At 39.9% G+C, this 22,541-nt stretch carries 27 protein-coding genes; 20 read left to right on the forward strand and 7 right to left on the reverse strand.

The window, feature by feature from the left end; all coding sequences use genetic code 11:
- Window positions 1-25: 25 nt before the first annotated feature.
- Together NMG86_RS13965 and NMG86_RS13970 are read right to left on the reverse strand one after the other, a co-directional pair.
- On the reverse strand, window positions 26-2,128 hold the full coding sequence (locus NMG86_RS13965; RefSeq protein WP_052338729.1) for a tetratricopeptide repeat protein: 2,103 nt from the start codon (window positions 2,126-2,128) through the stop codon (window positions 26-28).
- Complete coding sequence (locus NMG86_RS13970; protein ID WP_026797898.1) at window positions 2,106-2,309, reverse strand: hypothetical protein; 204 nt, start codon at window positions 2,307-2,309, stop codon at window positions 2,106-2,108. The genes NMG86_RS13965 and NMG86_RS13970 overlap by 23 nt, the downstream gene beginning before the upstream one ends.
- A gap of 457 nt (window positions 2,310-2,766) precedes the next feature.
- Here NMG86_RS13970 and NMG86_RS13975 point away from each other — a divergent pair, with 457 nt between their 5' ends.
- The 10 genes from NMG86_RS13975 (at window position 2,767) to NMG86_RS14020 (ending at window position 8,585) form a co-directional block, all read left to right on the forward strand.
- Window positions 2,767-3,066 (forward strand): hypothetical protein, encoded by a 300-nt coding sequence (locus tag NMG86_RS13975; RefSeq protein ID WP_026797899.1) that lies wholly within the window; start codon window positions 2,767-2,769, stop codon window positions 3,064-3,066.
- Window positions 3,067-3,219: 153 nt separating this feature from the next.
- The gene (locus tag NMG86_RS13980; RefSeq protein ID WP_026786452.1) at window positions 3,220-3,621 is read left to right on the forward strand and encodes a type II toxin-antitoxin system VapC family toxin; all 402 of its coding nucleotides are present in this window, start codon (window positions 3,220-3,222) and stop codon (window positions 3,619-3,621) included.
- A gap of 400 nt (window positions 3,622-4,021) precedes the next feature.
- The gene (locus tag NMG86_RS13985; protein WP_227366195.1) at window positions 4,022-4,162 is read left to right on the forward strand and encodes a hypothetical protein; all 141 of its coding nucleotides are present in this window, start codon (window positions 4,022-4,024) and stop codon (window positions 4,160-4,162) included.
- 1 nt (window position 4,163) lies between these two features.
- Complete coding sequence (locus NMG86_RS13990; RefSeq protein WP_026786451.1) at window positions 4,164-4,394, forward strand: DUF433 domain-containing protein; 231 nt, start codon at window positions 4,164-4,166, stop codon at window positions 4,392-4,394.
- Complete coding sequence (locus NMG86_RS13995; protein ID WP_026786450.1) at window positions 4,391-4,726, forward strand: DUF5615 family PIN-like protein; 336 nt, start codon at window positions 4,391-4,393, stop codon at window positions 4,724-4,726. The genes NMG86_RS13990 and NMG86_RS13995 overlap by 4 nt, the downstream gene beginning before the upstream one ends.
- A 217-nt stretch (window positions 4,727-4,943) precedes the next feature.
- Window positions 4,944-5,669 (forward strand): Uma2 family endonuclease, encoded by a 726-nt coding sequence (locus NMG86_RS14000; protein WP_026797900.1) that lies wholly within the window; start codon window positions 4,944-4,946, stop codon window positions 5,667-5,669.
- A gap of 345 nt (window positions 5,670-6,014) precedes the next feature.
- Entirely contained in the window at window positions 6,015-6,464 is a 450-nt protein-coding gene (locus NMG86_RS14005) for a DUF29 domain-containing protein (RefSeq protein WP_036833930.1), read from the forward strand.
- On the forward strand, window positions 6,461-6,832 hold the full coding sequence (locus NMG86_RS14010; protein WP_026786447.1) for a nucleotidyltransferase family protein: 372 nt from the start codon (window positions 6,461-6,463) through the stop codon (window positions 6,830-6,832). The genes NMG86_RS14005 and NMG86_RS14010 overlap by 4 nt, the downstream gene beginning before the upstream one ends.
- 213 nt (window positions 6,833-7,045) lie before the next feature.
- Window positions 7,046-8,215 carry an RNA-guided endonuclease InsQ/TnpB family protein gene (locus NMG86_RS14015; RefSeq protein WP_087882159.1) on the forward strand — a complete coding sequence of 390 codons (1,170 nt, stop codon included), beginning with the start codon at window positions 7,046-7,048 and terminating at the stop codon, window positions 8,213-8,215.
- Between the two features lie 25 nt (window positions 8,216-8,240).
- Window positions 8,241-8,585: a ribonuclease toxin HepT-like protein gene (locus tag NMG86_RS14020; protein ID WP_329603306.1), complete on the forward strand. Its 345-nt coding sequence runs from the start codon at window positions 8,241-8,243 to the stop codon at window positions 8,583-8,585.
- 42 nt (window positions 8,586-8,627) lie between these two features.
- Here NMG86_RS14020 and NMG86_RS14025 read toward each other — a convergent pair whose 3' ends face one another.
- On the reverse strand, window positions 8,628-9,272 hold the full coding sequence (locus NMG86_RS14025) for a Uma2 family endonuclease (RefSeq protein ID WP_026786446.1): 645 nt from the start codon (window positions 9,270-9,272) through the stop codon (window positions 8,628-8,630).
- A 91-nt stretch (window positions 9,273-9,363) separates the two neighbouring features.
- On the opposite strand from NMG86_RS14025, the gene NMG86_RS14030 reads away from it, so the two are divergent.
- Window positions 9,364-10,557 carry an FkbM family methyltransferase gene (locus tag NMG86_RS14030; RefSeq protein ID WP_052338731.1) on the forward strand — a complete coding sequence of 398 codons (1,194 nt, stop codon included), beginning with the start codon at window positions 9,364-9,366 and terminating at the stop codon, window positions 10,555-10,557.
- Window positions 10,558-10,644: 87 nt separating this feature from the next.
- On the opposite strand, the gene NMG86_RS14035 is transcribed toward NMG86_RS14030, so the two are convergent.
- Window positions 10,645-11,109 (reverse strand): DUF29 domain-containing protein, encoded by a 465-nt coding sequence (locus NMG86_RS14035; protein ID WP_026794178.1) that lies wholly within the window; start codon window positions 11,107-11,109, stop codon window positions 10,645-10,647.
- A 308-nt stretch (window positions 11,110-11,417) separates the two neighbouring features.
- Between NMG86_RS14035 and NMG86_RS14040 the strand changes: the two genes are divergently transcribed.
- Window positions 11,418-11,696 (forward strand): hypothetical protein, encoded by a 279-nt coding sequence (locus NMG86_RS14040; RefSeq protein WP_207184698.1) that lies wholly within the window; start codon window positions 11,418-11,420, stop codon window positions 11,694-11,696.
- Here the strand turns inward: NMG86_RS14040 and NMG86_RS14045 are convergent.
- Together NMG86_RS14045 and NMG86_RS14050 are read right to left on the reverse strand one after the other, a co-directional pair.
- Window positions 11,693-12,556, reverse strand: a complete 864-nt coding sequence (locus NMG86_RS14045) for an SPFH domain-containing protein (protein ID WP_042152442.1) — start codon at window positions 12,554-12,556, stop codon at window positions 11,693-11,695. The two genes, NMG86_RS14040 and NMG86_RS14045, sit on opposite strands and share 4 nt — an antisense overlap.
- 93 nt (window positions 12,557-12,649) lie before the next feature.
- A complete protein-coding gene (locus tag NMG86_RS14050) occupies window positions 12,650-14,530 on the reverse strand; it encodes a S9 family peptidase (protein ID WP_026797903.1) in 1,881 nt (626 codons plus the stop codon).
- Window positions 14,531-14,853: 323 nt separating this feature from the next.
- Between NMG86_RS14050 and NMG86_RS14055 the strand changes: the two genes are divergently transcribed.
- Together NMG86_RS14055 and NMG86_RS14060 are read left to right on the forward strand one after the other, a co-directional pair.
- Entirely contained in the window at window positions 14,854-15,354 is a 501-nt protein-coding gene (locus NMG86_RS14055; RefSeq protein ID WP_026786443.1) for a CGLD27 family protein, read from the forward strand.
- Between the two features lie 40 nt (window positions 15,355-15,394).
- Window positions 15,395-16,348, forward strand: coding sequence for an asparaginase (locus tag NMG86_RS14060; protein ID WP_026786442.1), 954 nt, complete (start codon window positions 15,395-15,397; stop codon window positions 16,346-16,348).
- A 275-nt stretch (window positions 16,349-16,623) separates the two neighbouring features.
- On the opposite strand, the gene crtH is transcribed toward NMG86_RS14060, so the two are convergent.
- A complete protein-coding gene (gene crtH / locus NMG86_RS14065) occupies window positions 16,624-18,168 on the reverse strand; it encodes a carotenoid isomerase (protein WP_026786441.1) in 1,545 nt (514 codons plus the stop codon).
- A 239-nt stretch (window positions 18,169-18,407) separates the two neighbouring features.
- On the opposite strand from crtH, the gene ilvN reads away from it, so the two are divergent.
- From ilvN to pirA, 6 genes are all read left to right on the forward strand, one after another.
- Window positions 18,408-18,938: an acetolactate synthase small subunit gene (gene ilvN / locus NMG86_RS14070; protein ID WP_026786440.1), complete on the forward strand. Its 531-nt coding sequence runs from the start codon at window positions 18,408-18,410 to the stop codon at window positions 18,936-18,938.
- Between the two features lie 284 nt (window positions 18,939-19,222).
- Window positions 19,223-19,663, forward strand: a complete 441-nt coding sequence (locus tag NMG86_RS14075; RefSeq protein WP_237745624.1) for a hypothetical protein — start codon at window positions 19,223-19,225, stop codon at window positions 19,661-19,663.
- Window positions 19,653-20,324, forward strand: coding sequence for a hypothetical protein (locus NMG86_RS14080; protein WP_233422967.1), 672 nt, complete (start codon window positions 19,653-19,655; stop codon window positions 20,322-20,324). Before NMG86_RS14075 ends, NMG86_RS14080 begins: the two co-directional genes overlap by 11 nt.
- 93 nt (window positions 20,325-20,417) lie before the next feature.
- The gene (gene psbQ / locus NMG86_RS14085) at window positions 20,418-20,864 is read left to right on the forward strand and encodes a photosystem II protein PsbQ (RefSeq protein ID WP_026786439.1); all 447 of its coding nucleotides are present in this window, start codon (window positions 20,418-20,420) and stop codon (window positions 20,862-20,864) included.
- 158 nt (window positions 20,865-21,022) lie between these two features.
- Window positions 21,023-22,156: an NAD(P)/FAD-dependent oxidoreductase gene (locus NMG86_RS14090; protein ID WP_026797904.1), complete on the forward strand. Its 1,134-nt coding sequence runs from the start codon at window positions 21,023-21,025 to the stop codon at window positions 22,154-22,156.
- 196 nt (window positions 22,157-22,352) lie between these two features.
- On the forward strand, window positions 22,353-22,508 hold the full coding sequence (gene pirA, locus NMG86_RS14095; RefSeq protein ID WP_162832329.1) for an arginine synthesis PII-interacting regulator PirA: 156 nt from the start codon (window positions 22,353-22,355) through the stop codon (window positions 22,506-22,508).
- The last annotated feature ends 33 nt before the right edge of the window (window positions 22,509-22,541 follow it).

A 22,541-nucleotide genomic window follows, 5' to 3' on the forward strand; every position in this document is an offset into this window, starting at 1 on the left:
GATATAAGGCTCAAAAAGACAAAAATTACTGCTTCTCTGCCGCTACTACCTGAAACTGAACTTTTTTGAGTAGAATACAGCTTTTATTTGAACAAACAGCTTGTATTAGTAACTCTCCCTGCTCTACAAGTTCACCTATATCAACAATGGTTTCAAATCCACTCATCTCGGCATCAGGTACATGGGAATAAACCTGAGCAACATCTGGACGGGGAAAATCAATCAAAACTTGTTTAACTACTACATGATTGTAGATGATTTCTATAGCCTCCACCTTCGATTTTTTTCCTAACACCCAACCTAATAACATAAGTTTAATTCCATTACTGTTACTGGTATTAGTTTGTTGTACTCTATCCACATTAAACCCCCAAAGTGCTTCTGGGTCATCTTGTGAACATGAAATTATTGTTGCAGTTATCGTGTAGCTGCTAGTCTCTGATGATGCACGTTCTAAGCTGTCGTTTTTATCAAGATATACAGACTCTAAAGCATATTGGATTCCATTAAAATTATTTGAGCATAATGCTACAAAGTACACTGGATCATCTAATGAGCAATTTTTCCTCAGAACTTCTTGATCATTGCTAGTATAATGGGTTATATAGTATTTATCATTATCATTCAAGGAATAAACAAAAGAACCCATACAAATTTTTTGTCCGTATAAGGTAAAATATAGAAAATATTTATTAAGTAAATCTACAAATTCCTGGTGATACAGTTCTTTAACATGAAACGGATTATGGTAATTAGGCAAATCTGAATAAACTAGGCGATTTGGAGAAGAAATAACTAATATCCCATCCTTTTTGAGAACCCTTTGAATTTCCTGCATCATTTCCTCATGTTGATCATGATGTTCTATAGTTTCAAATGAAACAACAACATCTATAGATTCATTGGGTAAAGGAATTGAATTGCACTGACCAACCATAAACTTTAAATTCGATTTGTCTTGATATTTATCCCCAGCAAATTTAACAGACTCTATATCAATATCAACACCTACCACTGAACTCGCTGTTTTAGACAATATAGCCGAACCATAACCTTCTCCAGAGGCTATATCTAAAACGGACTTACCGCGCACGATTTCCAGACATAGCCCATACCGATGTAAATGTTCGTACCTAATTTGACCTTTAACCCTAGGGATATACCTTTCACCTGTAAATGCCATCTCAAGACTGTCTTTTGGAGGTGAAACGATATTATTAGATTTTTTGCTATCGTTTGATAGTTGTGGATTCAGCCTGATCGCTTTCTGGTAATATGAACTAGCTAAAGATAACTTATCTTGTTTTGATAATACTTGACTTAAATTATAATAACCCCAACAAGAATCTGGTTTTAATTCTATTGCTTTCTGAAAACAATTAACAGCCAAGTCATATTTTTCTTTTCCAATCAAAGCCAAGCCCAGACTATTATAATATTTATGGGATTTAGGCTGAATCTCTATCGCTCGATCAAAATAAAAAATTGCTTCATCAAATAATTTTTGTTTGATCGCAACCTCTCCCAAGTAACTATGAGACAATGCGGAACGAGGATTTAATTCAAGAGCTTTTTTTAATTCTAAAACTGCTTCTTCCAGTAATCCTTTTTGTGCCAAAGTATCCCCTAAATTTTGATACAAAATGAACGAATTAGGACTGAGCTTTATTGCACGACGGTATTTAGTGATCGCTTCATTGAGTTTACCCTCTCGCTTTTGTTGATTAGCTTTTCTAATCAAATCTTCTGGGAGTATTAGTCTATCTTTCTGTGTATAGGTTTTGCCCAATTTCAATTTCATAATTATTTGTTGATCTAATTTTTTATTTCGATTTGAACATATTATCATATCCCTGTTTCTAGTTGCAATAGGGCTAAAGGAATCAAGGGTGTAGCATTGGCAACAACTTTCATGAAGCGTAGCTACATTTAGCCCGGCGGCAGACCAATCAGAAAGCAAAAACTCCCCATCCAGTAAAGATGCAGTTCTGCTCGTTAGGGGTACGATCAAAATATCTTGAGAGGGGTGTGGCGTACTCACCACAACCGCAGGTCTGACCTTTGAACTTAACAAGTCTGAAAACGGATAGCGAACCAAAATGATCTCATTTTTTGAGTAATTCGGCATAAATATCATCCTCAGCGTTGTCCCAAACTGCATTTAATGAAACTTGACTGGTTTGCAGCCAAAACTCAGCTTCATCATTGGCAATCAAAGTCACCAACACCTGTGTTCCTTCTACTAAATCTGTTGAATCAAGTAATTCAATTTTTCCTTGTCTAACAGTAACCCAAAATTTTCTCTGCATATTTACAACTCAACAACTTGTTGTTACTTAATCATAGATTAAAACAAGGATTTATTTCCCTATTTTAAAGATTTATTCGGCTGTTAAATTCAGTTCTGGGAAAGCGATCGCATCCCCACCCTACAATTGTTCACCGATGCTCCAGGCTGTGGTTATGAGGAATTGGGACGAGAGATGGTTTACCCCCCCTAGCCCCCCGTGCACGGGGGGTTTGGGGGGAAGGGGGACTTTCGGGGTCTTTAGATTCGGTTTCACAGGATAAAACGTTCGGTTATCCGTACTTGACAAATATTATTTTATGTTTGTTTATCGGTGCGGGTGCTGCGATGGAGTATCCTAGGATTTAACCGCCGGGTAATTAAAAGGCGATCGCACTTCAACCCGCGCACCATCCGGGTTTTGTTTGTGTAGACGCGGTTTCAACCGCCTTTGTTTAAATCTTCTCAAGGAGTTAATTATGCTGATCAAATTTGAAGAAGTTTGTCAAGATATTGACACTTTACCGGAAGAAGCTCAACTTTTAATACTGGATTTCATTCAGTTACTAAAAAAGCGTTATCCATCAACAGAATTAGAAAATAAAATTAGGGAAAATGATGTACCATCTACTCTAAGTCCAAAACCACATCCACTAGACACATTCATCGAGAAATATGGTGCTTGGGAAGATGAACTTACAGCAGAAGAAATAGTGAAAGAAATTTATGATAGCCGTACTGTTAGCAACTATGATATAGCAATCCTAAATAGGTTGTAACATTTCAATACTGATATGAAACGGCCAGAAGTATTACCCCAGATCCCTACCCCCCAAACCCCCCGTGCACGGGGGGTTTGGGGGGGCTGTTCCGGTGTTCCCTTTTGATCAGGGATTTTAAACACAACTCAAATAGGATTGCTATATTAGTTTATGAATTATTTATTAGATACCGACATTTGCATTTACTGGATGAAAAATATTAATTCAGTCAGGAGCAAAATTGAGGAGATAGGATGGAGCCAGATTTATATTTGCCATATTACTGTGGCTGAATTGTATTTTGGTGCTTATAATTCTCAACGAGTAACAGAAAACTTAAGTCGCGTAGATAACTTTGTTCAAGATATTGAAGTTATATCTCTAGACGATCGGGCTGGAAAAATGTTTGGAGAATTAAAAGCAAGACTTAGGAAAATAGGACAACCCGTTGCAGATTTTGATTTACTGATTGCGAGTATGGCTCTGACTAGAAACCATATTTTAGTAACAAATAACACCAGGCATTATAGCCGAATTTCCGCGCTTAAATTAGAAAACTGGATTTCAGCTTAATGCAGAAGTTGTCTTCAATATTCACTATTAAATTCAGTTCTAAGAAAGTCAGCGATCGCACGCCGGGTAATTAAAAGGCGATTGAAATCTTCAACCCGCGTCGGCAGGTTTTGTTTGTGTAGACGCGGTTTCAACCGCCTTTGTTTAAATCTTTAATTATTCCCAAAGCATCTTGTATAATCAATCAATGTCCAACTCATTGAACATTTATGTCGCCAACACTGGGGTACTGGGCGTTTAGAGGATGTGATCGTGAATTCTATAGAGGAGAATCTACAGAAAATGCTTTATAAGATTCCATTGCTGCTCTCACCACAACCTGAAGGGGGATTTACGGTGACATCCCCATTATTGCCAGAACTTCTGACCGAGGGTGACACCGTTGAGGAAGCTCTGACCAATGTTCACCGATGCTCTAGCTGCTGTGGTTGAGATTTATGAGGATTTAGGACGAGCTTTACCGCTAAATCTGTGCGTTGCTGATGCTAACCATTCCCTGTGGCTAGAAACTCTGGTGGTAGAAAGGAATAAATGTAACTAAAATGACTGCAAAAAGCTTGCTTAATCGAATTACTTATAACCCCAGGCAATGTGGAGGGAGACCTTGCATTCGAGGGATGCGAATTCGCGTTTCTGATATTTTAGAGATGCTGGCAGAAAATGTTAGTAGTGGGGAAATTTTAGAAGATTTCCCCGACTTGGAGGCGGAGGATATTCAAGCTTGTTTGTTGTTTGCTGCCCGACGAACTAATATTCCTAAATTAACAGTATGAATTTTTGGATTGATGCCCAACTTCCTCCAAGTTTAGCTAATTGGTTGGTCGAAACTTTTAATGTTAATGCTACGGCTATTAGAGATTTGGGGTTACGAGATGCTGAAGATATAGAGATTTTCAATGCTGCCAGGAACCCAGGGACGGTTATTGTTAGTAAAGACAGCGATTTTGTGGAGTTAGTTACTCGTTTAGGAACTCCTCCTCAAATTCTCTGGTTGACTTGTGGGAATGTTACTAACCGAAACCTGCGACTGATTTTGAGCAATACTTTTGCCGAAGCATTACCAATGCTAGAAGCTGGAGAAGCGATTGTGGAAATTAGCGATTAGGGGAATGGATAGAACAAAAAAACGATATCCGTGCACCATCAGGACAAAGATGGTATTTGGGGATGAAAAGAAAAATCCGACCGGTGAAATCTTCAACCCGCGTCGGCGGGTTTTGTTTGTGTAGATGCGGTTTCAACCGCCTTTGTTTGAAGCTTGTCTGGTGAAATGGTGAATATGTTACCCTAGTCTTAAGATCGGGTTTTATGGGGTCTCAATTATGACAACTTCCCTCAGATATTCACTTTTTGATGTTACTTATCCTGATAGTGATGGCTTGCCAATGGCTGAGAGTGATGCAACTAGAGATTACTTGATTTATGGTGTCGAAGCCTTAGACAGTTATTTTCAAGAAAATGCTAATGTTTATGTTTCTGGAAATTTATTTATCTATTACGAACAGGGCAACCCCAAAGCAGTCGTAGCCCCCGATGTGTTTGTGGTGTTTGGCGTTGAGAAAAAAAAGCGCCCTTCCTACAAGACATGGGAGGAACAGGGCAAAATCCCTGACTTTGTACTGGAAATTACTTCAAAAAGTACGAAGAGTGAAGATCGTGGTACGAAAAGAGGTTTATATGCTTATTTGGGAGTGGAAGAATATTTTCAATATGATCCGACTGCTGACTATTTGAAGCCATCTTTGCAAGGATTTCGTTTGATTGAAGGCAATTATTTACCAATTTCAGAGCAAATTCATGGCGATCGCCTCTGGGTTTATTCTGAAACACTGGGCTTAGAGCTATGGTTAGAGGCAAATGGTGAGATGCGTTTTTATGCACCCAAGTCAGGAGCTAAATTACTTAGCCCAAGAGAGATGGAACAAGCCAAGCATCAAGCTGAACAAGCCCAACATCAGGCTGAACAGGCTCAACATCAAGCTGAACAAAGGGCGGCTAAGTTGGCGGCTAAGTTGCGTGAGCTAGGGATTGATCCAGACTTGATTTAAGGAAATTCTTGAAGATTGTTATCAAGACGGACGAGAAATTGCCTCAAGGCGATCACAACTTCCCCTAGTGCACTTTTCGTTGAAAAGTGGTAGAAAGGAATAAAGCCGGGTAATTAAAAGGCGATTGAAATCGCGGCTACACAAACGATGTCCGCCTTCGCGGACAAAGATGGTATTTGGGGTTGAAAAGAAAAATCCGACCGGTGAAATCTTCAACCCGTGTCGGCGGGTCTTGTTTGTGTAGATGCGGTTTCAACCGCCTTTGTTTAAATCTTTGGATTAAGATAGAGATGGTTGAAATCCCTATTCAAGCAATGAGATTAGCCTATCAGCAAAACAGAAAATATGATTCAACATAATCTTTACGAGAATGATTTTTATACTTGGTCTTGTCAACAGGCTCAATTACTGCGGGAAAAAAAATTTGATCAAGTGGATTGGAGCAATATTATTGAGGAGATTGAAGACTTGGGACGCAGTGAATATCGAGCGTTTGTATCTGCAATTGAACAGCTAACCTTGCATTTGTTGAAATGGCAATATCAGAAAGAACGTCGCTCCCCAAGTTGGCGACATTCTATTGACAAGCAAAGAATTCAAATAGAACGTATCCTTGAGGATAATCCTGGATTGCAAACTCGAATCCAAGAAGCCGTTAGTAAGGGGTATAAGTATGGACGCAAAGGAGCGAGTAAAGAGACTTTTCTGGACGAGAAGGTTTTTCCTCAAGGTTGCCCTTATACTTGGGAAGAGTTGGTAGATGAGGATTTTTTTCCCGAAGGACATCAAGTATGAAATTAACTACTCCCTTTGAGACGTCTAAGTTAGATCAAATTATTCGCGATCGCTATGAACAAAATGAGAGAGAACGTCAAAAATTGTTGCAAAAAGTTGTGGAATGGCTAGATGAACATGGATTGCAGTATGGTATTCAAACAGCCTATATTTTTGGCTCGCTAACACAACCCCAAAGATTTCATCAAAACTCTGATATTTATATCGCTGTTGAGCAAATTAATCCCGATGATTTTTTTGCTGTAATTGGCTTTATTTCTGAGACTATGGGGCGTGATGTGGATGTAATTGAACTTTACAAATGTCACTTTGGCGATCGGATTAGACAAACAGGTATTCCATGGACAGCAATAAACTCATCCTTTTAAAAGTTGACTTAGAGGGTCAGATGAATGATATACAAAGAATTCATCAAAAACTACTAGATAGGGTTGCGAAGTTGGCAGTAGATGATGACGTAATCTTAGAAAGTATTGCCTATCAAATTCATCGAAAAATTGGGTAGAAACCCCGTCGTTCTACGACGGCTTTGATATTTTTAATTTAACACATTCACAAAAAGATATACTATAATGTGAGGTATGGAAAAAGCATTCAATTACCGATTTTACCCAAGTCCAGAGCAAGAGTCGCTATTGCGACGCACTTTGGGTTGTGTAAGGTTGGTTTACAACAAGGCTCTCCATGAGAGAACTCAAGGATGGTACGAAAGACAAGAAAAAATTGGATATAACCAAACATCCTCTATGCTGACCAAATGGAAAAAACAAGAAGACTTGGATTTTCTTAATCAAGTTAGCTGTGTACCAATACAACAAGGGTTGAGACATCTTCAATCGGCATTTGCTAATTTCTTTGCAGGAAGGGCAAAATATCCCAACTTCAAGAAAAAAAGGAATGGTGGTAGTGCTGAATTTACAAAGTCGGCATTTAAGTTTAAAGATGGAAAAATCTACCTGGCGAAAAGTGTTGAGCCTTTAGATATTCGATGGTCTAGGCAGATTCCAAAAGGATGTGAGCCGTCCTCTGTAACCGTTAAGATGCACCCGTCGGGACGTTGGCATATTTCCATTCGTTTCGATGATCCAACAATTAAGCCATTGCCTGTTAATGATAATGCGATTGGGATTGACTTGGGTATTACAAGCCTGATTGCTACCAGCAACGGTGAAAAAGTGTCTAACCCCAAACAATTTAAGAAGCATTACAAAAGATTGAAACGGGCGCAAAAGAATCTTTCTCGTAAACAAAAAGGTTCCAAGAATAGGGAAAAAGCGAGGATTAAGGTAGCAAAAGTTCACCTTAAAATTGCAGATTCCCGTAAAGATTTCTTGCATAAGCTGACGACTAACTTGGTACGCGAAAATCAAACGATTGCCGTTGAGTCGTTAGCAGTTAAGAATATGGTCAAAAACCACAAGCTCGCACTGGCTATTTCTGATAGCGGATGGAGTGAGTTGATTCGGCAATTAGATTACAAGTGTCTTTGGTATGGGCGTAATCTAGTTAAGATTGACCAATGGTTCCCTACTAAACGCTGCGGGAACTGTGGTCACACAATGGATAAATTGCCGCTAAATATTCGTGAATGGAAATGCCCTAAGTGTGAGGTAATCCATGACCGAGATCTCAACGCGAGTAAAAATATTTTGGCTGCGGGACTCGCAGTGTCAGTCTGTGGAGCGACTGTAAGACCTGAACAGAGTAAATCTGTAAAGGCGGGTGCTATGAAGCAGAAACCTAAATCGTGAGGTTTGGGAATCCCCGCCCGTTTTACTGCGGGGTGGATGTCAAAACCTATACTGTGCCACTGAGGACTTACTGAAAATAGTGGCTAGTTGCTTTGAAAATAATATTAGTAACTCTAGCCAATGGCATAGTTTATTACTCCAGAGAATGACCATCGAAATTCCTGATATCCGTCCGGCATTTTTATCTTATAATACCCATGCTATTTTGAATAATTTGCGAGGCTTCTGTCACTTTTTTCGTCATGCCTATAGTGCAACCATTGAGTATGAACAACTTAAAATCAATTTGGATAAAGCATTAAAATTAAAAGAAAATCTTGAGACTGACATTCATCAATTTTTACTAAGGTTAGACAATGAAAATCATTGAGATTAAAGTTTTTGTTACTTAATTATAGATTATAATAGGGGTTTATTGCCCGATTTGAAATATCTGTTCGGTCGTTAAATTAAGTTCTGGGAAAGTAAGCGATCGCACTATATCTTTACCCCTAAATAAATTTACCATATATTCTCCTTCCACCAAACTACAAACCGAAATAGTCGGTTGTTTGGGATCACCAATATAGCGCCGACCTCCTAAACCCAAATAATCAACAATCCAATACTCACCTATACCTAATTTTTCATATTCTCCTAGTTTCATTAAATAATCATCTTGCCAATTGGTACTCACGACTTCTATCGCTAATTTAATGCTTGTTCCTTGAGTAATCGTCGATCGCTTTTTCCACATAGATTCATTCATAATAGCATTAAAATCTAATACCATCACATCAGGAATATAAGCTGATTTATCAGAGTCTATTGCTTTAACAAGCCCTTGTCTGGGGATAAAAAATGGCAAATTTAAACGTTTAATTTCCACACCCAGTTCCAAAGCTAAAAAGCCCGCTACTTGTTCATGAGTTCCTGTCGGTTGCATTTTAACAATAACTCCATTATGTAATTCAAAGCGACCATGACCATCAGGATACCATTCAAAAAACTCCTCTAAATTCATTAATTGAATATCTTTATCTTCAACATTAGTAGTCACTTTTTCTTCTGTAAACATATTGGTACTCCTAGCAATGGACGTTATAAATAAGGATAGGATCAGTTATTAATGGTTTGTTTCCGTTAATTCAATTCTACTACCTGATACAATGGAAACTCAAATCATTAGACCTCAAGCAACCCTCTCCATGAAACTCAACTTTCCCGACCTCTGCCAACACCACAACATCACCCCACGCGGCATTATCTTGATTGGTGCTTACGATGGCAAAACCCTCAAACGTCTCAACCTCCCCAATACTGTTAAAATCCTAGTCATTGATGCCAACCAAGGCGCCGTTGAACGACTGCAAGAGAATTTTGCCAATAGTCCCAATATCCAGGTGGTTCAGGCTGCTATTGCCAACCATAACGACACCGTTACTCTGCACCTAACTTCCCTTGAGTCTAGCAGTTCTATTTTGCCCTGGAAACAGTACAGCGAAATTTACCCCAATATTAAAGAAATTCAACAACTCACCCTTTCCTCGCACACTCTGGATACTCTCCTGGAAGAACTGAACCTATCTCCTAGTGATTTTAATATTCTGATTCTCGATATCCAAGGCGCTGAACTTTTGGCCTTGGAAGGTGCTACCCAACTCCTGAATAACCTAGATGCTATTTACACCAATGTTCATTATCAAGAACTATTTGAAGGAGGTGCCTTAGCCGAAGAAGTTAATCAGTTTCTCACCGACTATCAATTTGATATTGTTGCCGAGGATACTCCTTACCATCCCGCTTGGGGAGAAGCATTTTATGTGCGTCAAACTGTTAGGACTGAGGACGGAATTCATCCGGTTAAACCCCTATCTCCAATTGCCAAGCAACTTCAAGAAACCAAACAGGAGTTAGAAATTTTACAGTCCCAATACCAAGAGGTTTTGTTAATATTAGAACAATCTCAAGTTCAACTGGATGAAGGTACAGAAATTTTAGTTAAGTTAGAATCTCAACGGGATCAAATATTACAGGAATTAGAACAATCTCAAACCAACCTTAAACAAACCCAGAAACAATTTGACCAGTCTCGCTCAGAACTGCATGAAGTTCGAGAAGAATTAGAATTAACTCAATTTCAACTGGATGAAGTGCAGGTCGAGTTAGAACAATATGTTTCCCAGTTTCATCAACAAAAAGAGGAAATCACCAAACTAAAAACCGAACTAGAACAAGCGAAAACTCAATTAACTCAAGTTCAATATCAACCGGAAATCACCGTTAGTAAAAAATCAAAATCCGATAATGCAGCAATAGTTAAATTATTAGCAAAAGTTCTAGCTGAAACAATGGAAGATTAGGGAGGATATATTGTCAGCAACCGCCAAAGAGTTTGGTTTAGGCTATATTCCTGACGTGAAACTTAATTCTCAAGGCACTCTCGGTGTTCAATATTCCCAATCTTGGCTAGTATCGCAGATAAAACCATCTGCGATCGCTTCCTCAAAATTGTATGGACATTTTTCGGGAAAAGTTCTTAATGGCAAGTTTGTTTCTCGTAGTGCCAAATCAACTCCTGCTTCAAAGCCATCTTCTAAAGCGTCAATTATGCGAGACTTTAAGCTAGGATTACGATAAAAATGGCGACTAATGGCACGGCGTTGTTCTCTGATGGTCAGAAACCAACTGCGAGAACGGTTTTCTGGTTGATATTGCCACTTGAGGAGATGCCCTAACAAGACAGTAATACGACTGACTAATTCTCGGTATTCCTGTCTTCCCAAGGCTTGTACCTCCTCCTGTAAGTTTTGCCAATCTAATTCTGATACTTGTCTGTTGGCTATTACCTGTACTTGCCACTGTGTCCAGCCATAAAAATCTTGTTCGTATTGTGAAACTATTTTAGAATTCATGGTATTAATAGTTAACTTTAACCCTAAAAAATTTTACTATAGCAATCTTAAATGATTTGTGATAGAAATATATAACCTCACCCTAGCCCTCCCCTTACTAAGGGGAGGGTTGGGAGGGGTAAATATAGATGGAAATATTACAACTGATTTAGGATGGCTATATTATGTATTATATCTAAAACTCTCATAAGATGTCGAAGCCAAGTTCTAACAGAAACCATTGAAGATTAGTGAGGATATATTATGATAGCGACCCCTTTATCAATTTCTCCCAATATCCAACCCTCGTTAAATCTAACAATATTCCGGTGATTAATGGAAGTCAATTAATTACCGCTATTCATCAAAATCACGATTATAACCATCTATCAGGACGGCGTTTAGAAGCCTTTCAAGGAATAGAAGCACAACAAAATCAAACCTTCCTCCAGGGTCATTTGGCGGGAAATAGTGCGGATGCAACGGTCTACTTAACTCCTCTGTCTCCTAACCATACCCCTAAAGTTAGTGTGATTATTTCTATGACATCTGCGGAGGAGGAGACGCGCCGTGGCTCGTCTGTTCCCTGCTATAAAGGCATAGTCTAGGTTTTTTGAATATTAGGATTAGGTTGAATTTTAGTTACTTCTTCTAAATTGGGTAAAATAATTGGATTGTTCAAATTTTCCGTATTGGTTTCCATTAGATTAGTAATGGATTCTGTTAATTGACTAGGGTTCATAAAGATAATTTTTGAATTAGCACTTTGACTTAACTGTTGGTTAGCTTCAACATATTGTTTTGTAATTAAAAATTTTAAAAATTCTTGACTATTGGTTTTTAATCCTAAAGTATCTGCTAACACTCGAATCGATTGAGCTTGTCCTTGAGCTTCTAAAATTTCTGCCTGTTTTTGACTTTCAGCAACCCGTTTGCGTTCCATTGACTCTTGGATAGATTTAGGAGGAGTAATATTTTGAATATCAACCCGAATTATAGTAATTCCCCAGGTCTTGGTTCCTTCTGCTAAGGCATATAATAATCTTCTGTTAATGTCTTTAATTTTAGCTAATAATTCTTCCAGATTCGTCAACCCGATTTCTGCCCTAAGTGTGGTTAAAACTAAATTAGAAATCGCTTCTTTGGTTTTATCGGTTTCAACGTTATAATAAAAATTTTGTAAATCTTCAATTTTCCAAAAAACCGCCGCATTAATTCTGAGGGTGATTTGATCTTTTGTAATCACTTCTTGAGGGTCAATATCTAATAAACGTTCACGGTTGGTATCATAATAAACAATTTTCTCCGCCACAGGAATAATAAATTGGAGTCCTGGTTTTAGAGTCCGTTTATATTTACCTAATCTTTCAACAATAGCTTGGTCACTGGTACTAACCACTTTCACCGAAGAATTTAGTGTAAATCCAATGATAATGGGAAATAAAATACCGAGAATATATTGGAACATAAACAGTAAAGTTTGGGGTAATTAACGGGTTAATCAAATCATCAATACCTCTAGAGACGTTGTATACAACGTCTCTACAGCCCTGGGTTAATTTCAGGATTTAATCACACCAGAATGTCCAGTCATTTCTCCCACAGGTTCAAAGCGTCCGCCTAAATATTTAGCCAGAAATTCTTCAGCCACTGCATAGAAATGTAAGCGGTTTTCGGGACGGGCAAAACCATGTCCTTCATCGGTATATAACACATATTCTACAGGTTTATCAGCTTGTTTCATCGCCTCAAAGATCTGTTCACTTTCCGGTTGTTTAACCCTGGGATCATTGGCTCCTTGACCAATTAATAAAGGTTTTTCAATCCGGTCAACAAAAAATAAAGGCGATCGCTGTTTTAAAAATTCCGGTTCCGTGTCTAAATTCCCGACCCGATGATAGAAATTCTTGCGAATGGGTTCCCAATAGGGCGGAATACTTTGCATCAAAGTAATAATATTACTCGGCCCGACAATATCCACGCCACAGGCAAAAACTTCGGGAGTAAATGTTAAGCCAACTAAGGTCGCATAACCTCCATAAGACCCGCCCATAATCGCGATTTTATCCGGTTGGGAAATGCCATTTTCAACTAACCAATTCACACCATCAATTAAGTCCTGGTGCATTTTTCCCGCCCATTCTCGGTTGGCGGCATTTAGAAAGGCTTTGCCATAGCCCGTTGATCCCCGGAAATTCACCTGTAAGACCGCGTAACCCCTGTTAGCTAACCATTGGGCTTGGGAGTTATAACCCCAGGTATCCCGCGCCCAGGGGCCACCGTGAACCAATAGCACCGTCGGGGCGGGAAGCTCAACCCCAACGGGTTTTGTTAAATAACCATGAATGGTTAACCCATCAATTGCGGTGTAAGCAATGGGTTCCATGGAGGCTAAAGATAAGCCTTCTAATTTGGGTTTATTACTGAATAAAAAGCTATGGGTTTTGGTGGGGCGATCGTAAACGTAAAAATACACCGGGCCGTCATCGGTGACAAAACTAATTAACCATTTTTCATCGGATAATGTTCGACTAATCCCAAATTCCCCCGGACGAATTTGTTTAATTGCCTCGATATCTTCGGCAATAATCGGGTCAATAATTTGCCATTCTTCCTTATCTTTATAAAAAGAAACCGCCTCAATATTTCGGGTGGTAGGATGGGCTAATAATCCGCCAATATCATATTCAGGATCTTCAGCAATTACTGTTTCTTGACGAGTCGATAAATCCAAAGCAATTAATCTTTCGGCATTGGCATCATGGTTACCCACCATATATAAAATTTTGCCATCATTGGAAAAGAAAGCCGCCCCGCCTTCTTCATCGGGGCCCCAATGACGGAGGGTTTCCCAAGCATGATCGGGAGTTTCTCGATATAATAAATCAAACCCACCATCATCGGTGCTAGAACTTGCCGCCCGGATATTAAACTCAGCATCGGCCGTCCAACTAACAATATTACCCGGATTTTCCGTATGGAAATCAACGGCTCCGTTTTTTAAATTCACCTGATAAACGTCAAAAACCTGCGGATCTCTCAGGTTCATTCCGACTAAAATTTGATCAGGGAATTTGTGGTCTAAATTAACGACGTTGGAGTTAACTCCTTGAAACGGAGTTAAGTCTCGAACAACCTGGGTTTGGACATTTACTAAATATAAATGCCAGTTTTCATCGCCATCGGAGTCTTGAACATAAATCAGTTGATCGGGGTCATAAGTCCAGAAAAATAATCGAATACCTCGTTTTGGATCACGGGTTAAAGCTCGGGTTTCCTCCTGTCCAACGGTTTTTAACCAAACCTGTAAAATATTCTTTTCATCGGGGGCAATATAGGCCAGGTATTTACCATCGGGGGAAAGACGGGGGCTAGTGCGTTCGGGGTTGCCAAATAGCAGGTCACGAGGAATTAAAGGTGGAAGTTCGGTTGCTGTGGTCATACTTTATGTATTCAAAACTTGACTTTCTCTATTGTGGCATTTTCCCTTGATTTTATTGAGAACAGGTTGACCGGGACTTGCAAGAATTAAAGGACTTACGCACGGATAACGTAATTGTGTGATTGCGAAGGTCGTGAAGCAATTTCAAAGCCTTGTCACACCGTTATATGCGTAAGTCCTGTACCAAATGAATGGGAGTGAACTACCCTGTTCTATCGAAGCCCATCTTTAATATTGTCTAAATATTTGCCATCGGGGGAATGTCAAGTCCTAACTGCCATAAAATTAAAAGCAATATCTTAAAAAATCCCAGATTTCTTAATATGAGAGATGTTTCGGTATCCATCTGTCCGGTTCCTCCGGAACAACGTCCTGTTAATGAATATCAAGAACTCAAAGAATCTTGGTTTTTTAGTTGGGTCACACTCAACTGGCCCCAATATTTGAGAAAGTTGCTCTGGGTGTGGTTGATTAGCTGGATTATTTTTTGTCCCGTCGCCGCGGCTAGTTTTACACCGAGCAAATATCCGGGGCAGTTGATTCTTGGTGCTGCTTCTGGAGCAACTTTTATTTTAACCTTAGTCGTGATTCGGTTATCTTTAGGCTGGTACTATATTAGATCCCGCCTGCTCAATCCTAGGATTTTCTACGAAGAATCAGGATGGTATGATGGCCAGACTTGGCTGAAAACCCCGGAATTTTTAGTCCAAGATCGGTTAATTCTCTCCCATCAAGTGCAACCGATTCTAACTCGATTACGACAAACCTATTATGGAATAGCCGGATTGTTGCTTGGAGGAGGATTAATCTGGGTCTTGTTGTAAATATTCACCGATTCTCTTGATAAACTCTAAACTTTAAAATATGACACGGGGAAAACGAACACAAGCTAAAGAACTGGAAGTTAGACTCCTGCGGGAAGGACTGGTTGAGTCTACCCATCGGGTGCAAGCGACGGTCTGTGATCACCGAGGACGGGTGTTATCCGTTGCCGGAAACTCCGACACCGCCACCTTTATCCGTTCAGCCTTAAAACCCTTTCAAGCCTTAGCCGTGACCACTACAGGCACAATGGAACGATATGATTTAACCGATATTGATTTAGCGATTATTTGTAGTTCCCATCAAGGAACCGTCGAACAGGCTCGACAGGCTTTTAATATTCTCTGGCGGGCCGATGTTGAACCCGTCCAACTCCAGTGTCCGATTCCAGCCGGGAAAAATAGCCCCCTGCAACATGGCTGTTCGGGAAAACACGCCGGGATGTTAGCGGTTTGTCAACAATGTCATTGGCCATTAGAAAGCTATTTACAACGGAAACATCCTCTACAACAATTGATTATTGGTAAAGTCGGAGAATTATTAGGACTACCTCCCGATGAGTTTCTCAGCGCCAGGGATGACTGCGGAGCGCCGACCTATTATTTGGAATTGGGTCAAATGGGGATACTCTATGCTCAATTGGCTTCTGGAGATAACCTAGACCGGGAACGGATTGTCCGGGCCATGACCCATCATCCCGAAATGGTAGCCGGAGAGGGACATTTTGATACGGAATTAATGCGTTTAACCGAAGGAGAACTGGTCAGCAAGTCCGGGGCGGAAGGAGTGCAATGTGTGGGACGCATTGGGGAAGGTTTGGGATTAGCAATTAAAGTCATGGATGGGTCAACCCGGGCTAAATATGCCACGGCGATTCATCTATTGAAACAAATGGGTTGGATTACACCGACCATTGCGGAAACCCTCTCGGAAAAATTCCTAGCCCTGAGTGATTTTAAGCGTTTGGATGTGATCGGCGAATTATCGTTTTTGTGAGTGATCAACGCCTAAAGGTATCAACGGCAAAATTAGTTTAAAAAGAGGGGAGAAAATTTCTTCTTCCCTCCATGATCAACGCCTAAGAGCATTAAAGGTAAAATCACGGCGGGGGCTGATTTAAAGAAAAAACAGAATCCCGAAAAAACAGAAAAAGTAATTGAACAGAAAAATACAACCCGATAAAATACTGCAATTAACAGCTTAATTATCAGAGACGCACCAATAGCCTTCGGCATGGCTGCGCCCGGTCACGTCTCTACACTGATGACTGATTAAAGTCCCAAATCAACGGCTACCCGATGGGCGCAGGCGAAGCCGGAGAAGGCAACAGCATTTAATCCTTGGCCGGGGAAAGTGCTATCACCGACACAATATAACCCTCGGATAGATGTGCGGTTAAAGGGCATTCCCAGAAGTCCTTTTAATTTATAGGCGGGAATGGGGCCGTAGGTTCCATCCTGTCGGTTTAAAAAGCGACGATGCGATCGCGCCGTTCCCACTTCCATATAATCTAACCCGGCATCTAACCCGGGGAAAAGTATTTCTAAACGGTCAATAATTCTGCCCGCAGCTTGTTCTTTTTTGGCTTCATATTCAAACTCGGGTAATTTTTGCCAATCATCGATCCAACTAGGGGTAAAAGCATGAACAATATGATAGCCTTCCGGGGCTAAACTTGGATCTAATAAAGTCGGAATGGACACAAAAATTGTGCCTTCGGGTTCCTCCATTTTATCCCAATTTTCGACAATAATATGGTGACAATCGGTTTCTGGAGGTAAGACTGAGGCTTCTACTCCTAAATGTAGACTCAAGAAACTAGGGGATTTTTGATAGCGTTCTCGCCATTTTTTTTCAGCCTTTGGAATAGAGTCGGAGGGAATTAATTTGCCAAAGGTATCCCAACGGGTGGCATTAGAAACTATTCTTTTGCCTCGATAAACTTTACCATCAATTAGTTCTACTCCAACGGCTATTCCGTTTTCCAATATAATTTGTTTGACTCTAGCTTTATATTGAATTTGTCCACCAAATTTTTCTAATCCTTCGACTAATTTGATCGCAATTTGACCGACGCCTCCTTTGGGATAATTAATTCCTCCATAATGGCGATCGGAAAATACCATTCCAGCATTAATCATCGGGGTTAAATCAGCCGGAACCACTGACCAGCAGTAACATTCAATATCAATAAACTTTAAAAGTTCAGGATCATTAATATAACGTTTGGCAATATCTCCGACATTTTGGGGTAAATACTGAACTAATCCTAAACAGGAACCGGGTTCTTGAAAAAATACCCGCATTAAATAACGAGGTTCTTCCAAAGATAGCAACTCCATGGAGTTCAGACAGTTAAAGACCTTCCAGCATTGATCATAAAATTTACGAATTCCTTTTTCTTCCTGGGGGAAGCGAGTAATTAGTTCTTGCAAAAACTTCTCATAATCTCGATGTACCCGTAATTTGAGATCATTGGGTAGGTGATAATGAATTTGAACCGGATCGGGAATGGTTTCTAGGGTGACGTCCACAGCTTCCAGGGCGCGGGTTAGGAGGTTGGTGGTTCCTTTGTCCCCAAATCCAAAAATCATGGATGCACCGACATCAAATCTGTATCCGTCCCGTTCAAAATATCCAGAACTGCCGCCCGGGATAATATAGCTTTCTAGGACAAGAACTTTTGCACCCTTGGCCGCCAATTGGGTCGCCGTCACCAGTCCCCCAATACCAGAACCAATGACAATCACATCAAATTCCTGATCGGAGTCAGAACTAGATCGAGCAAAAGACTGGGATAGGTTAGAAACAGGCATGACTGTCAATTCTCTTAAGCATTTCCTGACTGTACAGTGTAGCGTCTTACGCCCAAATCAGAGAGTTTAATCTTGAAATGGATCACGGATTTAAGAGGATTTCACGGATTTCACGGATTTTAATCTGTGTTAATCTGCGTAATCCTATTAAATCCGTGATCTGGATTCGGTGTACAATTGATGATTAATATAGTTAATTTTAAGTCGGGAGCGTAGTCCCAGATTAATTTGTAGCCAGCATGAAACACACCCTATCTGTTTTAGTTCAAGATGAAGCCGGAGTCCTGACGCGCATTGCGGGTTTATTTGCCCGTCGAGGTTTCAATATTGAGAGTTTAGCCGTTGGCCCGGCGGAACAATCGGGGATTTCTCGAATTACAATGGTGGTTCCTGGGGATGACCATATTATTGAACAGTTGACCAAACAACTCTACAAACTGATCAATGTTCTGAAAGTGCAGGATATTACCGGAGTTCCCTGTGTGGAAAGGGAATTGATGCTATTAAAGGTTAATTATAATAGCAGTGCGACTCGTTCTGAGATTATTGAGTTAGCGCAAATTTTTCGGGCGCGGGTTGTGGATATTGGGGATGACGCCCTAACTATTGAAGTGGTTGGCGACCCCGGAAAAATGGTGGCTATTGTCCAGGTTTTAAGTCGGTTTGGGATTCGGGAAATTGCTCGGACGGGCAAAATTGTCTTGGTGCGGGAGTCGGGAGTCAATACGGAATTCCTCAAAACTCAAGCCCCGGTGGAAGCTCGATTTTAGCAGAGGGGGGAACAGGTGACAGAGGGAAAAGGTTTCAACGTAAGCGGTTAGCTGGATTAGTCTTTGTCCTAATCAGTCTGAGAATTGCGATAATCAATCCCTTGTTGTGCCAGTATCCCCGATGGCAATATGCAGCTTAACAGTTTAAACCGCTACACCTTCCTATAATTAAGGGTTTTTGGTTTTTCACAAAAAAAGTTGATTTTTAAGTCATTTTTACAAAAAATTGTTAGAATAGAAGCAGGTGAGCGATCGCACAGTGTCGAAACTCATTAGAAACCATTATGACTCAAGAAGATTGTTTAGCCATTTATCAGGCACTTGTAGAGATGCTAAACTCTATAAAATTGGGGTGGGTAACGGAACAAGTTGCCGACGTTATTAGTGCGGGAAAAACCACCGAAGAACTGGTATCAGGACGGAAATCTCCCAATTTAAAGTTAAATTATTATAGCCCCCAAGAACAACTTTTACTTTTAATTAATGCCATTGAGAAATCGGTAATTAATACCGGAGAAATCGAAACAGAAATTCTGGATATTTTCCGCCATGAAACCCAGAATAGTGATTTAAAACCGGAATTGAGATTTACCTCCTCCGTGGATAGAAAAGGTACAATGTTTAAATATAGTATTGAATCTGTTAATAGCCGCCAACAACACCGCCAAGAATTAAAAAAATTGCTAGAACAATTACGTCAGGAGATCGGAACCAATGTCGATTAATACCGCTTTATTAGATAATATCAATCAACAGTTAAAACAGAGTTTAAATCCCGATCTAGAAACCGCCAGAGATATTGAGGATTGGTTTAAATTCTACATTTTTAATATTATTATCAAAGCCGCTCGTAATGAAGGAGCCTTCGTTTATTATAAAGATGTTTTGAAACGAAATCCAGAAACCTTAGTGTTTCGTAGACGGGCAGGACAAATTTATGATCTGACCCAACCCTATACCCATGCTGTGATTGAATTTGAACAAAAACCCCCTTTAGAAATTCATTTGGGAGTTAAAATTCATGGTCGTTTAAGAGTATTATATGATTGTGATGTTTGTGTTCTGTATAAAATGGAAGCCGATAGTTGTCGGACGAATAAAAGAGAACCTCGGGCATCTCGAATTTTTATCGCCATAGACTGTCACCATTACGCCTCGGAATTGCCCTTAGAATTAGCTCAGGCTTTTATTGCCTTTTCTTCGGAATTAAGAGTATCTGGAGATTGTTATTTTGTCTCTAATAGTTCTTCTAATTCAGTAGCAAAACTCCTGGCGAGTCGCAAACGAAAATGGGAATATGATATTGTTCCTAATGAAACCAATAATGTCAATCGGTTAATGTATGAATTTCAGACAAAATTTAAGGACTTCAAAGCCAGAAGTTAGCCAAATGTCCCCAAATCTGCAACAATATTAGAATCCCTGATCGGAGTAGATTGGGGAATGTGGTTTTTTTAGTAAAATTCAAACAGTTAGGATATGAAAGTTTATCGTTCAATTTTGGCCTGTGTCTTAGCCCTGGTGACAACTTTTGTGGTCGGTTGCAGTTCTCCAAAAGCGGCAATTCCCACCACCTACACGGAAATTCAAATTCAACAGATCCAAAAACATAACACTGATATTGTGGCTCTGCGCGATCGCTTTACCACCGAACTTCCTCGGTATATTAGTGCTCGGAATTGGGTACAAGTGGATGCCTTTGTGCATGGGCCATTGGGATCATTGTTGCAAGAAATGAATTATATTACTAAAAATTTGTTGCCCGATGTTCAACCGAAAGCGACTAAATTGTCGAGAGAAGTGTTTGAACATTTAGTTACGGTTTCCAAAGCCGCAGAAGCTCGTGATCCAATTCAAGCGGCGTCAGGATATCAAGAAGCGCTGAAAGATTTAGATTCATTCTTGAGTTTAGTTCCTAACGCTTAATTAAACTCAATATTTTGTGGTGGCGTTGTTGCGCCGTTGTTGCGCTTTAGCGCGCTCTTTTATTTCTCAGGGCTAAAGCCCAACAACGGGTAAGAGGGGCTTTAGCCCAACAACGGGTAAGAGGGGCTTTAGCCCAACAACGTTTTTTAAGATTTTTTATGAATTCTATTGTTATTATTGGTTGTGGTGTGGTCGGGGCAACCATTGCCTATGAACTCTCCCAAAATCCTGATTTAAAAATTACTGTTATTGATCAAAATCCTCCGGCTCAAGGCTCAACTGGTTCAGCATTGGGGGTTTTGATGGGAATTATTAGTCAGAAAACCAAGGGACGGGCGTGGCGACTGCGAGAGTTTAGTATGCAGCGTTATGAAAGTTTAATTCCCGAATTAGAAGCAATTACGGGTAAGATTATTCCTTTTAATCGGCAAGGTATTGTATTATTATCTTATGGGGAAGATGAATTGGAAAAATGGAAAAATTTAATTAATTTACGCCAAAGTCAAGGGTTAGAATTGCAATGGTTAGATCAAGATCAAGTTAAGGTTAAATATCCTCAGATTGATCATGGAAAAGTTTTGGGTGCGGTCTATTCTCCCCAGGATCGACAAGTTGATCCAACGGCCTTAACTTTAGCCTTAGTCGAGGCTGCTAAAAGTCGGGGTGTAACTTTTCAATTCGGTGTTAAAGTAGAATCTTTGGAAATAGTAAAAACGGCAAATAATCAGCAGATTTGTCAATTTTTGAAAACCAGTGCAGGAGAGTTAAATAGTGATTGGGTTGTGGTATCTGCGGGTTTAGGGACAACGCCGTTAATTTCTGATATTGCTAAAGAAAATAATCGGGAAAAATTGATTCATATTCGTCCAGTTTTAGGACAGGCGTTGCAAGTTCGTTGTCTGGAAACCTTGGGGAATTTGGGATTTGAACCTGTAATTACGGGTAATGATATTCATATTGTACCGTTAGGAAATGCAGAATATTGGATTGGGGCAACGGTGGAATTTCCTGAACACGGGGATGAAATTTTAGCTAATTCTGAACTATTGAATTTAGTGTTAAAAGGTGCGATCGCTATTTGTCCGGCTTTGGAAAATGCAACTATTATTAAGCAATGGTCGGGGTTACGTCCCCGTCCTGACGGGATTCCAGCCCCGGTGATTGGCAATTTACCAGGGTTTAAGAATATTCTATTGGCTACTGGACATTATCGCAATGGTGTGTTATTAGCACCAGCAACGGCTAATGAAATCCAAGGAATATTGAGGATTGAGGGTGCGATCTTAAAATAAATCAACCCGCAGGAGGGTGACATCATTCCCATAAACCGCTCAAATCTCCATAAGTATAAATACTCGATACAGGTTTTTTAAATAAAGCTGTAGCTTACGTTACAAAATTTTAAGATTTTTCACCTATGTCATGCAATTTTAACAAAAGGGGCTATATAATAGAGGAGTAAGCACAAAAGATTATCTAAAAAAGTCCATGTTAAACACAAATCTACGCAGAAACTCCATTAAACTCTCTGACGTCCATCGGGCTAATATCCAAAAAAGATTGGAACATCGCTTAGAAGTTGCTAGAGCTAATGGAGATGAGAATTTGATTCAGGTTCTGGAAGCTGAAATGCGCCGGGTCTAAATTATTCCTTGATCACATACTGATATTCAGCTA

The organism is Planktothrix rubescens CCAP 1459/22, from assembly GCA_904830895.1.
Taxonomy (GTDB): domain Bacteria; phylum Cyanobacteriota; class Cyanobacteriia; order Cyanobacteriales; family Microcoleaceae; genus Planktothrix; species Planktothrix agardhii.